Annotated in this window: 19 protein-coding genes, 2 tRNA genes and 1 pseudogene; 13 read left to right on the top strand and 9 right to left on the bottom strand. The window is 51.2% G+C overall.

All coding sequences use genetic code 11. The features are described 5' to 3' along the window. Positions 1-51 precede the first annotated feature (51 nt). Together AL01_RS01120 and AL01_RS01115 are read right to left on the bottom strand one after the other, a co-directional pair. Positions 52-342 carry an addiction module antidote protein gene (locus tag AL01_RS01120; RefSeq protein ID WP_077395431.1) on the bottom strand — a complete coding sequence of 97 codons (291 nt, stop codon included), beginning with the start codon at positions 340-342 and terminating at the stop codon, positions 52-54. After that, positions 339-695 carry a type II toxin-antitoxin system RelE/ParE family toxin gene (locus tag AL01_RS01115; protein WP_338024784.1) on the bottom strand — a complete coding sequence of 119 codons (357 nt, stop codon included), beginning with the start codon at positions 693-695 and terminating at the stop codon, positions 339-341. The genes AL01_RS01120 and AL01_RS01115 overlap by 4 nt, the downstream gene beginning before the upstream one ends. Before the next feature lie 57 nt (positions 696-752). On the opposite strand from AL01_RS01115, the gene AL01_RS01110 reads away from it, so the two are divergent. From AL01_RS01110 to AL01_RS01080, 7 genes are read left to right on the top strand one after another with little or no spacing between them, the layout of a single operon-like run. Continuing rightward, a complete protein-coding gene (locus AL01_RS01110; RefSeq protein ID WP_077395429.1) occupies positions 753-1,061 on the top strand; it encodes a hypothetical protein in 309 nt (102 codons plus the stop codon). After that, complete coding sequence (locus AL01_RS01105) at positions 1,058-1,297, top strand: hypothetical protein (protein ID WP_077395428.1); 240 nt, start codon at positions 1,058-1,060, stop codon at positions 1,295-1,297. The genes AL01_RS01110 and AL01_RS01105 overlap by 4 nt, the downstream gene beginning before the upstream one ends. A 5-nt stretch (positions 1,298-1,302) precedes the next feature. Beyond that, complete coding sequence (locus tag AL01_RS01100) at positions 1,303-1,710, top strand: structural protein P5 (protein ID WP_077395427.1); 408 nt, start codon at positions 1,303-1,305, stop codon at positions 1,708-1,710. Continuing rightward, the gene (locus AL01_RS01095) at positions 1,707-1,958 is read left to right on the top strand and encodes a hypothetical protein (RefSeq protein ID WP_077395426.1); all 252 of its coding nucleotides are present in this window, start codon (positions 1,707-1,709) and stop codon (positions 1,956-1,958) included. Before AL01_RS01100 ends, AL01_RS01095 begins: the two co-directional genes overlap by 4 nt. 42 nt (positions 1,959-2,000) lie before the next feature. Then, positions 2,001-2,315, top strand: a complete 315-nt coding sequence (locus tag AL01_RS01090) for a hypothetical protein (RefSeq protein ID WP_077395425.1) — start codon at positions 2,001-2,003, stop codon at positions 2,313-2,315. Beyond that, positions 2,312-2,548, top strand: coding sequence for a hypothetical protein (locus AL01_RS01085; RefSeq protein ID WP_143280631.1), 237 nt, complete (start codon positions 2,312-2,314; stop codon positions 2,546-2,548). The genes AL01_RS01090 and AL01_RS01085 overlap by 4 nt, the downstream gene beginning before the upstream one ends. Continuing rightward, positions 2,548-2,808 (top strand): hypothetical protein, encoded by a 261-nt coding sequence (locus AL01_RS01080; RefSeq protein WP_077395423.1) that lies wholly within the window; start codon positions 2,548-2,550, stop codon positions 2,806-2,808. The genes AL01_RS01085 and AL01_RS01080 overlap by 1 nt, the downstream gene beginning before the upstream one ends. A 172-nt stretch (positions 2,809-2,980) precedes the next feature. Here the strand turns inward: AL01_RS01080 and AL01_RS01075 are convergent. Further along, positions 2,981-3,055: transfer RNA gene (locus AL01_RS01075), tRNA-Val, on the bottom strand. A 14-nt stretch (positions 3,056-3,069) separates the two neighbouring features. On the opposite strand from AL01_RS01075, the gene AL01_RS01070 reads away from it, so the two are divergent. Then, entirely contained in the window at positions 3,070-3,984 is a 915-nt protein-coding gene (locus tag AL01_RS01070) for an N-formylglutamate amidohydrolase (protein ID WP_077395422.1), read from the top strand. 29 nt (positions 3,985-4,013) lie between these two features. Here AL01_RS01070 and AL01_RS01065 read toward each other — a convergent pair whose 3' ends face one another. From AL01_RS01065 to AL01_RS01055, 3 genes are all read right to left on the bottom strand, one after another. Continuing rightward, positions 4,014-4,370: a hypothetical protein gene (locus AL01_RS01065; protein ID WP_143280630.1), complete on the bottom strand. Its 357-nt coding sequence runs from the start codon at positions 4,368-4,370 to the stop codon at positions 4,014-4,016. 140 nt (positions 4,371-4,510) lie between these two features. Next, entirely contained in the window at positions 4,511-4,885 is a 375-nt protein-coding gene (locus AL01_RS01060; protein WP_077395852.1) for a VOC family protein, read from the bottom strand. 805 nt (positions 4,886-5,690) lie between these two features. Then, entirely contained in the window at positions 5,691-6,029 is a 339-nt protein-coding gene (locus AL01_RS01055) for a hypothetical protein (RefSeq protein WP_077395420.1), read from the bottom strand. A gap of 649 nt (positions 6,030-6,678) precedes the next feature. On the opposite strand from AL01_RS01055, the gene AL01_RS01050 reads away from it, so the two are divergent. From AL01_RS01050 to AL01_RS09460, 3 genes are all read left to right on the top strand, one after another. Next, the gene (locus AL01_RS01050; RefSeq protein ID WP_077395419.1) at positions 6,679-9,033 is read left to right on the top strand and encodes a hypothetical protein; all 2,355 of its coding nucleotides are present in this window, start codon (positions 6,679-6,681) and stop codon (positions 9,031-9,033) included. A gap of 88 nt (positions 9,034-9,121) precedes the next feature. Next, a complete protein-coding gene (locus AL01_RS01045; RefSeq protein WP_077395418.1) occupies positions 9,122-9,385 on the top strand; it encodes a hypothetical protein in 264 nt (87 codons plus the stop codon). Beyond that, on the top strand, positions 9,382-9,936 hold the full coding sequence (locus AL01_RS09460) for a hypothetical protein (RefSeq protein WP_077395417.1): 555 nt from the start codon (positions 9,382-9,384) through the stop codon (positions 9,934-9,936). The genes AL01_RS01045 and AL01_RS09460 overlap by 4 nt, the downstream gene beginning before the upstream one ends. Before the next feature lie 2 nt (positions 9,937-9,938). Here the strand turns inward: AL01_RS09460 and AL01_RS09520 are convergent. Further along, positions 9,939-10,085: pseudogene (locus AL01_RS09520) on the bottom strand (hypothetical protein); the annotation flags it as partial. 240 nt (positions 10,086-10,325) lie between these two features. After that, on the bottom strand, positions 10,326-10,865 hold the full coding sequence (locus AL01_RS01035) for a phage virion morphogenesis protein (RefSeq protein WP_077395416.1): 540 nt from the start codon (positions 10,863-10,865) through the stop codon (positions 10,326-10,328). Positions 10,866-11,107: 242 nt separating this feature from the next. Here AL01_RS01035 and AL01_RS01030 point away from each other — a divergent pair, with 242 nt between their 5' ends. Both AL01_RS01030 and AL01_RS01025 read left to right on the top strand, forming a co-directional pair. Continuing rightward, the gene (locus AL01_RS01030) at positions 11,108-11,347 is read left to right on the top strand and encodes a hypothetical protein (protein ID WP_077395415.1); all 240 of its coding nucleotides are present in this window, start codon (positions 11,108-11,110) and stop codon (positions 11,345-11,347) included. After that, complete coding sequence (locus AL01_RS01025; protein WP_077395414.1) at positions 11,347-11,607, top strand: hypothetical protein; 261 nt, start codon at positions 11,347-11,349, stop codon at positions 11,605-11,607. Before AL01_RS01030 ends, AL01_RS01025 begins: the two co-directional genes overlap by 1 nt. A gap of 149 nt (positions 11,608-11,756) precedes the next feature. Here the strand turns inward: AL01_RS01025 and AL01_RS01020 are convergent. After that, positions 11,757-11,831 (bottom strand) — tRNA-Val (locus AL01_RS01020). Positions 11,832-11,912: the final 81 nt, after the last annotated feature.

The raw sequence follows: 11,912 nt of genomic DNA, 5'->3' as shown, positions 1-11,912 counted from the left end.
GAGTGGTCCACGCCCTAGCGTAGGAAGCGGAACCTTAGCATATGCCCATTCCTACGCCAGATGAAAGTCAGCCTTCACGCCCAACGCGCGCATGATGCCAAGCAGGCTGGAAAGGCTCGGATTACCCTTTTCAGAGAGAGCCTTATAGAGCGCAGGGCGGGTAATGCCTGCTTCCTCAGCAGTAGCTGACATACCACGGGCCTTTGCAATGACAGAAAGCGCATGTGTGATGGCTTCGCTGTTTCCATCTTCCCACGCCATGTTGAGCAGTTCGATCTGCACGGCGGGGTCTTTTGCAGCTTCGACAGCATCAAATGTAGTGAGTTCTATTTTGTTGCTCATAACTGCCCCTCCAACTGCACGGCAATGGCCTTTGCCTGCTGAATATCATTGGATTGTGTCCGTTTCGTCCCGCCACCCAGCATGATCACCAACACACTCCCCTTCTGTACGAAGTAGAGACGATACCCAGGTCCATAATGAATCCGGCTTTCAGAGACACCGCCGCCGCACGGTTTTACATCCCCGAATGAACCGGCCTGCATGAGTGTGAGGCGAGCCTCGATCTTCGCTATAGCCCGCTGGTCCTTCAGTTTTGCCAGCCAGTCCCGGAACGATGATGTCTGCTTGATCTCCAACATGTGTAAACTATAGATTACATACGCCGCCTTTTCAATATCATTCCATAAAGACACACCAAAATTACAAACGCATGATGATCTGTCCGTCCTGATGATGGAAACGGACAGATCATGCGCTTCACACTCGCACTTCTTGCATCCCTAATGGGCGGCACAGCTCTCGCCGATAGCATTACCGTTCCTCCTGCCCAGCATGGGATTTTTGATGGAGGACAGCTTCCTCCATCAGCTCAGGGCATTATGACCTTTGGGGCATCTGGTGGGGTAAGCCTGAAAGCCCTTCCCTATTCCGCCCTGCCCCTTTCTGCCCCAGTTGGCACGGCTTTCTTCTGCACGGACTGTGCCAGAACGGGTCAGCCCGTTTTCTTCAATGGCAGTGCATGGGTGGATGCTTACGGGGCTGGAGTGAAAAATCCATGAGCGATCAGTACCTGACCCGTGCCGAGGGGCTGGAGATTAAACAGGATATTCGGGCGGCTGAAATGGACATTGCCGTCATCAAGGACAGGCAAGCAGCCCAACAGCAGACACTCGAACAGATCCTTTCTCAGGTCCGTCAGGGCAATTCATGGCGCTCCATGTTCATCGCCGGTGGAGCCGGTGCGGGCGGATCAATCATTGCCATCATCCTGAAAATTTTCCACATCGGAGGGTAAAACCCATGGAAGTACGGGGTATCCGCAACAACAATCCGGGCAATCTGAACTATGTCGGACAGGCCGGGGCGCATCTCGAAAAAGGCGTTCATCCACGCTTTGCCGTGTTCGCTACACCAGAAGCTGGACTGATGGCCCTGAGAGGCCAGCTACTACGCTACAATCAGCGTGATGGCATTGATACGGTGAAGGGCATCATCAGCAAATGGGCACCCCCAACTGAGAACGATACGGCCAGTTATATTGAAGGCGTGTCCCATGCCCTCGGTGTCACACCAGACCAGAAGCTCGGTCCTTTTACGCCACAGCTTATGGCGGGACTGATGCGGGCCATCATCCTCATGGAAAATGGGAAAAATCCCTATGGCCAGCTGGTCGATAAGGTGGCTGGTGTTCAGGAGGCGGCAGCATGAAGCCTCTGCACTGGCTTAGGCAGCCAACGACGTTGCAGGGTCTTTCTCTGATTATTGCAGGTCTGGCCGGTGCTGTAACGGGCGGGATTGATGCCAATCTCGCCTCCACCCTACTCATCGCCGCCGTCCCCCTTCTCCTACCTGACAACAGCACGGCTCGCACTGTGGCCTCCGCTGCCATCCCTCCGGTTGTCGAAGTTCTGGAAAAGAACGCCACAGCCGGGAAGGAACCCAGCAAACCAGGTTGACTAAACCCGGCTCTTTCATCCCTCCTAGAAAAGGAAATCACCATGTCTGACACTGACACCAATACTGCCTCTTCCGTCATTGACGGTCTGTTCTCCCTCATTGAGGGAGCAATGGGCGACAGCGAGAGCGTGAAAACCAAAACACGCCTGCATCTGGCGTCCACCATTCTCGGCGGCATCTCCGATGAAGCGGCCTCTCTTCTAGCTGACCGTTTTGATACCCCTGCCCTCTTTGCTGGCATCAGCCGTGTTGAGGGTGGGCTATCCGAAGTGGAAGGGGGCATCCATGATGTGCTGGCTGCTCTGAAGGAGAAGAAACCTGTGCTGAATGCAGCGCAGGTCAGTTCTGCAGCGTGATGTATGTCTATGCTGGTTTGGGGGTGGCGACAATCGCCGCCCTCACCCTGTTTGGCTGGGTTCTGTACCGGGCCGGACGAAACGCCGCCCGTGTTCTATCTGAACAGCAAAACGTAACTGAGGCCAATGCCCAGAACGCCACCATGGCCCGCATGAACGAGGCCTCAGCCAGTGCGCCACAGACAGATGATGAAGTGCTGGCCAAACTGCGAGATGGAAAGGAGGGCCAGTGATGAAGCAGGAAAGCCCGCTCTGGCTATACATCCCCTGCGCTCTAGTGCTGGCCTGTGGCATCGCCCTACTAGGTGGGTGCAGTGAGGTCCGCATCCGCCAGCAATGCCTCAACCTGCGGACTCCTACAGTAGAGCAGCAACAGGGTGCCTATGCAGAGATGGTGGCCCATCCTGAGCTGAAGAACGTCCGTATCCAGGCGGCTGATCTGGATTATGCCCTGCGGGAAAATGCGGCCTGCTGGGGGGAAAGCGTTCCCTGAAAACCCTATCTCACCCCTCAAAATGGGTGGGCAAGAATTGGGCAAGAAACTACGGAAAATCGTAGGAAGAAACGGGACGAAAAGGGAAAATAGGAAGCACGAATTTCCCTGATCATACCTTCCAATCTGGAAGAAAATATCTTATTTTTCAAGGAGATAATCACCAGAGGGGTGGTGGGCGCAACAGGGATTGAACCTGTGACCCCTACCATGTCAAGGTAGTGCTCTACCGCTGAGCTATGCGCCCCCGTCTGGTGTGAAATGGTATTTACCTCAGCCTATGAATTGTGGCAAGCCCTTATTGTGAAAAAAATTCAAAAACATCCATGCACTAGCACTGCACGCCCGTCTTCCGCCGTTGGAATACACCTCCCTTCATGCCGAAACCGGACACCCCTCCTCCTGTCCTCGCCTCATTCAGGGCGTAATTATCCGCAGGACTTCCTCGATATGACGGTTCTGCCTATGGCTGAGCTGGAACGCATGGAAGATCGTTTTACCGATCAGCTTCTGCAATACGCCCCCGAAAATGGCTGGAGCCTCGTACAGGCACTTTTTCCCCGCAGCTTCTGTGATGTGAATCGGGACTGGAGAGAACTAGACGCCACCATGTTTTCTCCTCCCTTGCTAGAAAAAGACCTCATCCTCAGTACAAAGGTCAGTGCGGGATATGGTGTCATTCCACGCTGCACATCGCCCGGGAAGAGCATTTACCGCTACTGCCTGCCTTTGGAAGAAGCTGGACGCCGTCTTTCGCAATATTGGGAGCCGTATCACGCAGCCCTCGAGGAGACGCAAAAAACGCTGCACGAACAATTTGGGGCTTCCATTCTACTGGATATTCATTCTATGCCACCGCTGGCACAGTCACGCCCCTGCGATATCGTGCTAGGGAACAGGCATGGAAAGACCTGCTCCAGTGAACTGATCAACACAGTCGAACAGCTGTTTACCGAAAGGGGATACCACGTTCAACGCAACACACCTTATTCAGGTGGCTACATAACGGGCAGATACGGACGTATGGATCAGAATCAGCAGAGTCTACAAGTGGAGATCAATCGCGCCTGCTATCTAAATATGCAAACGCTGCAACCCAACCGTCATTTCTCAAAATTACAACAAGACATCACGGACATTTTGTCCCAAATGGCACGCTCCCACTCTGCCCTATAATAGACAGGGCGGAAGCTGCACATAAAGCCTTATTCCCCTAGTAGGAAAGCCACTCCAGCAAGGCGGTTACTCTGCGCAACCTGCGCCACGGCCACGCCCTTCGCATTGTGGACCACGCCCTTCGCATCAATCGACCCTACGACTGTCCCCGTATTGTCATACACAACACCGGCCCGGTCGATTTCCCCGATGATTTTCCCCGTCTTGTTATTCTCTACAGCCCCTGCCGGGCTTACAGAGCCAGAAAAGGGAGCTGTAAGCTGCTTCAGCTCTCCTTTGGAAGCCGCTACACCATGCGCAGCAGCAAACCCCATAGAAGAACTACAAATCCCAAGGACCACGCCGCTCAGCAATAACGTACGTGCCATCATCGATGTTAAAGACATAACCACCTCCCTTTCCCGGCCACAATCAGAACAAACTGAAAAACCAGAAAAGCACTTTTACACAAGCAGGACGTAGAAGCACACAGGCACCTACCTACGAAAGAGAGAACAACTCTACCAGCCCTGCACTTATCCTACTCTCACATATCATGCCGGGCACAGAGTTTGTTACCATCTGGATCTCGCAGATAAGCCAAGAAATACTTACTGCCCCCAACGGTCCGCACACCTGGAGCGTCCTCTATGGCTTGGCCGCCATGCTCAATCCCGACTTTGTGCCATGCTTCCACAGCCTCAGCACTCGGCAACGAGAAGCCTAGAGTGAAACCATTAGAAACGGTAGCAGGATGACCATCAATAGGATGACCGATCATAAGCATCTGGCCATCCTTCTCGTAAAGAAGTTTACCTTTTAGCTCACCGAGGGCTTTCCCTCCGATAACCTCAAAAAGGGCATCATAAAACGCCTTGGCCCGAGCCAAATCGTTCGTTCCGAGAACAACATGCGTATACAGCATACACACTCTCCGTCCACCTAATAGACACCTCAAACAGATCTAAACATGGGGGGGATGGAAGAAGAGTTCAATGTTCTATGGAAAACTTAAAATTACGTTCCGGCCTCACAATATCAGGAAACCCTCTGTAACGAGACAAAATTGGCAACATGTAAAGGCCGCTGCTGCGCTCCAATGTTCAGCACTTCCTTTTATAAGGGGGCTCCGCATCAGATCCTACGTCATGCTCACCAAACAATCGGCTCCACGCTTTACGAAATCCGGGAGCAAAATATGGTCTGCACCTTCCCTTCAAGCCAGTCTGCAATGACGCAATAGTCCACAGGAGAACGTGCCCCCTACGTTCTCAGCACCGGCAAGGAAGCGTATATCATCATTAATGGCGGCTGTTTGAATGAAACTTTTACGCCATTACCAGTCCTATCAGTGACCGATCCCGCAAAATATTATCTTGACGCTTGCCACTATTATCAGAGAATAAATCCAAATTGATAGGTATCCAGAAATCCGAAAAAGTATGATACAAATAATTATAATTATTTTTTATTTAAAAAATTAAAATACTTATTTAGTGAATTTATTAGAAATAGAGAAACAACCATTGCAGACACTGCATTTATTATATTTGAATGAGGAAGATTTAAATATCTAACAAAACGCTCTATTATATACCCACACACAAACAATAAAGTAAAAAATATTATTAAAAACATCGAATTTCTTATTAATCGAGACATTAGAGGCCCCCTCGCAAGGAAATGCGGCCCCACCAAGGAGCCGCACATAATGGAACACAATAGAATCAACGATGATGGTGATGGTGGTGATCATGATTATGATGGTCATGATGATGAGATCTATGTTCGTGATAATAATTCCTTGCTGCATTTATAGCAGGAGCACAAAATTTATTACCAACATAATTGCCGATCGCTCCACCGATGAATGCACCCACCTTCCCACCTTCAGGGAAGGCTGCTTCACCTGCCAATTGGCCTATACCAGTAGTCACAAATTTGCATGTTTCTACGGCATCATTGTAATTGAACACATCGAAATCACCCCATCCCCCAGCGACCATGTTAATTTCACGATCAGACAGGACAGTAATCCCACGAGAGGCAACATAAGAAGCAGTCATCTTTTATAACTCCAAAGTATTTTACCTCAATTCCAAAGTAACGGAACGGGCAAAACTTTGCTTACCGGATGTACATTTAAAAAATATTGAAAATTCATCATAATGATAATTATTATCAATAAAAAATAATTTAAACATATCCATCTGAAAACAAATGATTTTTTCATATTATCTGAGAAAAAACTAACTCTACGATAGATTTATAAATAATTCCTATCTACTACTTACATAGAGGTTACAAAAACCATTGGATAATTTCTTCCACGAGAGAATTATCATGCTCACATTCCGATGTACCAAAGCATGGAAGAGCACTAGGAAGGAGACCAATCCTGCGAAAAAATACGTCCCGCCGAAAAGTTCCCTAAACGCTGTATCAATTCCCATAACATTGTATACATCTTGACAGTCGTTGATGAACGGCAGCGAACAAATGCACCTTGATTATGGAAGATAGTGGTCCCATTCACTCCTTCCCTGCTAGGCGCACTCAAAGAGGTTTATACCAGAAAAGGAACCTTCTGAACGAGTTCCTCCTCTTACGTTACCTTCACCGGACCTATATCTGGCGTTCGACTGACACGCCTCAACCATTCAGTCATCTTTTGACCAGTCTTTAGGTGCTTCCATTGTTGATGGCATCAATGACATGCCCACCATTCGCATTGGGAGCTGGCTACAGCGTAAGAATGAGGGAAGCGAAGGAGATATTCTAACTCCAGAAGATGCCAATGCCCGCTATGGCATCACGGATGTTCTCAATTTCGACAAGCCTATTTCTTCCTCGGTTGCCCAGACCCTCAATGAGGATAAACAACAGCAACTCATCAGGCAGAACACCATTCGGAACGGTCCTGGTGGTGTCATCAATCGCACATTAACAGCAGTTGCCGGTGCGGCTCCTTCCTTTCTGGACCCCATAAATTATGCTGCGGCCTTTATTCCCGGCCTAGGTGAAAGCCGCATCGCCATGGTTTTAGGCCGTGCCGCTGCCCGTGCCGAGGGCTTTGGCCTAGAGAGTGTGGCTGATGGTCTTCTCAGTGCCGAAGGGCTAAATCGCCGTGTCGGGGCAGCTTTATCCAGCAATCTTCCTGGTCGTGTGATCCAAGGTGCTAGTCAAGGTGCTGCTGGCATGGCGGCTTTGGAACCGCTTAATTTCTATCTTGATCGTGACGAACATAACGATTGGAGCATGGGGCAGGCTCTGGGGAACATCGCCTTTGGTGGTTTCATGGGCGGTTCTCTGCATGGTCTTGGCTATGCGCTCGGGAAGCGTCTGGACCGTGCAGGCACCGATGCCAAGGGGCAGGTTCTGGCTGATGGCATGTCATCAATGGCTAGCGACAGCCCTAGCAATGCCGAAAGCCTGCTAAACATCCATGAAGTACAGAAGACTAGAGAAGACCTTGACCGTGCCATGTCAGAGCATGGCGATACGCCCGACATCGGTACCGGTAGTGATGAAAATTCTTCTGCTTCTGAGGGAAACGAAGACGGTGCGCCCGAGGCACAACAATACCCTCCCCTGCGTGATAGGATATCCTCGGACCTCTCCGACATCAAAAAAAGCCATGCTGAAACGCTTGATGAGTCTGCGCTTTATGAAAAGCCAAACGATACACAAAATAATGTCGTATCTGCTGAACCAGTAAGGATCAAAAAAACTAAAAACCCTCCATCACTTTTTACTTTTCTTAACCGTTATGGCGGGGTGATTGACCAAGGTGGAGACCTAAGAGGACAAGACATCCATCGCCAGCGCATCGGGCTTATCAGACGCCGTGGGGGTATGCCGCTGGATGATGCTCGAAGCCTAGCCATTCAGCATGGCTACTTAAAGCCTGATGCCGACATAAACGACCTGATAAATGCAATGGTCGAAGAAAGCCACGGTCGGAAGGTGTTCCCCGATGGGCAGATTTTTGAAAAAGAACGTGACTTCGCTGCATTAGATGACCACTACCGTGAGATTGCCGCTGATGATGCCGATGAAGCCTCTTACAACGCTGGCATATCACTGACACCAGAAGAACATAGACACGCTATTGAAGCCATCCTCTCTGGTATTCATCCAGATGCCGCCATAGAAGAAGCGATGATGTCCCATCGTCATTCCACATGGGACCGCTATGCCGACATGATGGATGAAGGCAGGGCATTCCATATGGAGCGCATCGGCACAAAGCAGATGCTCCTTCATTCTATCGCCCGCCAGCGTCTTGGTCTTTATGCCAAACATCTTGATTCTGACATTGATAATCTCAGCCTATACGATCTGGCCGAATCAATTCTGAAACATGATAGTTCAGATGACGCCGTAGAACACGCCCTACGTCTCATCGAGAATGGCAAAGGAAAAGGCCATGATGCTTCTTCCTGGCAGGAAACTGTGCAGGAAGCCTATCAGGCAGCGCATCAGCGTCTCGATGAGCTGCAACAGGGTGCAGCCGAAGCCATCATGCGGAACCTGCATGGGTATGAAGACCATGAAGTAACGCAGAGCCGTGCAGGCCTATCTGCCCATAAAGAGGCCGCTCCCAGCCCGGAAACAGGACAGGACGTTTCCCCACTCCCAACTGGCGGCATTGAGCATCTTGATCTGTCGGCGGCTGGGAATCATCCTGATATGATTTGGCATATGCCAGCTGGCATGAAAGATACGCCAGCGTGGCCAACTATCATTGCCGATGGGAAGCATACCGTCAGGCTTAACAAGGAAGGCATAGATATTGGTGGGGGTCATGGAAGACTTCATATCGAAGCCAGACATGGAAACGAGATAAGAGCGCTTGGTTTCACCAGTGTTGATGACTTTGTTCGGCATGTTCTAGGGAACGCAACAGAAATAAGGCAGGACCGTCCCAAACGGAATAACTCCACCGGCTCTTACGTTATCGCCAATATGGGGGGGAAATACCGACGAAAAAAGCCTGCACAAAGTGGCTGTCCTCCATCTCATGAAAGAGGATGGTTATTACCGCATTGCCACGGCAGGAATGTTTGAGAGAAAATACATCGAAGGAAAATCGCTGCTTAGTGGGGACCACACCCCACCGCATCCCCACAGCAGAGATGCCGGACCCACCGGACCCATGCCTCCAAAGGCTGACGGGCATGGCCGTGATGACGGTATCCGTCACAGCGACATTCTGGATAATGGGAATCACTCTTCCCAAAGTCAAGCCATTATCGAAGCACAAACCTATTCCGACCAGATAGACCGTCAGCTTGCCGCCCTAGGAGATCAGATAAGCCCTGAAGAACTGGCAGAGGTCCAACGTGAGAAAACCTTCTCCGATGGCAATGTAGATGCCCTTACCTCCGCTGCTGCCTGCCTAACAAGGAAAGCCCCATGACCCATGAGAACCCCTGCTACAACGAGGCAGAGAAAGCCGCTGGCCGTGAAATGTCCAAGGCAGAACTTGATGAGATGTTCGGGCGGCTGGAGAAAGAAGCCGGACGCTACATGAAACAAGGCCTGTCCCCACGGGAAGCACTGGAGAAAGCCGGTGCCCGCATGGCCGATGAGGAACGTCTGGCCGGTATCATCGAGGCTAATGCCCGCAAGAAAAACCTCATCGTCCGGGCCGAACTGCGCCGCCGCATCGTAGCTAGTGATGAAGCAGCCTCTCTGGAAGGTATTCTCGCTGGGAAGCAAACTAGGGAGCGTGATGCCGCCCTCTCTGTGGATGGACTTGTCTTTCTGGTTGATGACCATACCCTCTGTCGCATCAATGGCCGACACACGCCCATTCTGAATCGCATGAGGCACAGCCCTATCCACCGGAGCATAGGAATTGAACCCGAATTGCCAATGAACAGGGATATCACTCCATTCCTCACCGGCCACCTTCCGTCAGCCCGACTTTCCATTTCCATGATCCAGCCCGCTGCTGGAGACGGATGACCAATTCGGGCACTGAGATCAGTGCTATGGTTCTCATCCAGAACGATTTTGCCGGATTCCAGAGATGCCTTTATGACAGAATCTGGGTTCACTACATGATAGGTCTTCTTACCGCCTGCGGCCTTGAATGACCCAGCAGACAGCGGCATGTAGGCTAATTCACTCACGCCACCAAGATGGCCGGGCCAGGGCATTTCTTTCAGGGTTCAAACCTTTACCCCGGAACAGGGTTTAAGGGCTGAAAAATGGGAACCCTCATATTTGCCTGCACATGGGCCTTACCATACTGGCCGCACCAATCCACCCACAATAGGCCACAGAACGCCCACAACCCTGTTTAACGTTGTTTAATTGCTGTTTAAAAAAACAGTGTGGGGATGTGAATAGCGTCACCCGCCCATGCACCGCCTGAAAAATGTCTCCAAGGTGTCCACTACCGCCTGCCTGTCTTCATGATTAAACCCTAGATAAGGACGGGCCGGGATGGTGACTGACTGTCGTTTGAACAGATCCCTGCCCATCCTGAAGACAAGAGCGGGGGCTTTCACCGGCTTAATGATCGCTCCGAACTGATGCACTGCCGCATATATGCGGTTTGAACCCCAGACAAGACTGTTTCCCTGAATGGTAGAGGTCAGCTCGTTGCGCAGGCTGCCACTCCTCTTCAGGATCGGGTCACCAGACGGCTTACCAGACGCATATAACGGATTGAGGGGAGCAAAGGGAGTGCCCTCTGGCATTACACCATCATCAATACGCTGCCTGGTACGGTCCACCATCTCCAGACCGAGAGCCGCCAGAAACTCCTGCGGTTCCTTTCCCAGCGTCTGCAGCCGGGACAATGCGCCTGAAATCTTATTTGTGGTTCCGGTGATCTTGCTTAACGCCATGGAGCTTCCTATCATTTGCAGCGTAGTGCGTGGCGACACGGTGATAAATCTACCTGCCGTAGCTGTGGCCCTTGCGGGTCACTCGGCGATATGTGGGTTCCTGGTAGGCCCACCCACGCACTATTTTTTCTCGTACAGCACGGCCTTATTTCTCAGCAGCTGGGGCAAGTCTTTTAGAGACTGCCGGATAACGCTCATGATAAAATTGGTGTCCTTCTTTCGGGTTGTTCTGACAGCAAGACGGCAGCTGTTTTACTATCAAGCAATTTCTGAATGGCTGGATGGAAATTACCTGCTTCCACTATGCCATTGGGTCGGTTCCCAGCTGCCTTATCCTCCATGTCATAGAACTGCCGCAGCTGTTTCCGATGAACGTCCCGCTGCTCGTGGGCTGGCAGAACGTAACTGAGGCCAATGCCCAGAATGCCACCATGGCCCGCATGAACGAGGCCGCTGCCAGTGCGCCACAGACAGATGATGAAGTGCTGGCCAAGCTGCGAGATGGAAAGGAGGACCAGTGATGAAGAAGGAAAGTCCGCTCTGGCTTTTCATCCCATGCGCTCTGGTTCTGGCCTGTGGCATCGCCCTACTAGGTGGGTGCAGCGAGATCCGCATCCGCCAGCAATGCCTCAACCTGCGGACGCCTACAGTAGAGCAGCAGCAGGGTGCCTATGCAGAGATGGTGGCCCACCCAGAATTGAAGAACGTCCGTATCCAGGCGGCTGATCTGGATTATGCCCTGCGAGAGAATGCGGCTTGCTGGGGGAAAAACGACCACTAAAACCGTTGCCCACCACTCAAAATGGGTGGGCAAGAAACTACGGAGAATCGTGGCAAGAAACGGGACGAAAAGGGAAAATAAGGGATGACAGGAGCAGAAGTGGTCCCCAGTACGACCGGCAGTTTTCAGCCATTTTTTAGGAAAATCCATGGTGGATGCGACAGGGATTGAACCTGTGACCCCTGCCGTGTGAAGGCAGTGCTCTACCGCTGAGCTACGCATCCATCTCTTTGGATGGCCGTCTTATACCCCTACCCTTTACCTCTGGCAAGAGGAGATACAGGATAACATACAGATTATTTTAA

The sequence above is a fragment of the Bombella intestini genome (assembly GCF_002003665.1).
GTDB lineage: Bacteria > Pseudomonadota > Alphaproteobacteria > Acetobacterales > Acetobacteraceae > Bombella > Bombella intestini.
Note: the sequence above shows the minus strand (reverse complement) of the source record. Positions and strands in the feature narration are given on the sequence as shown.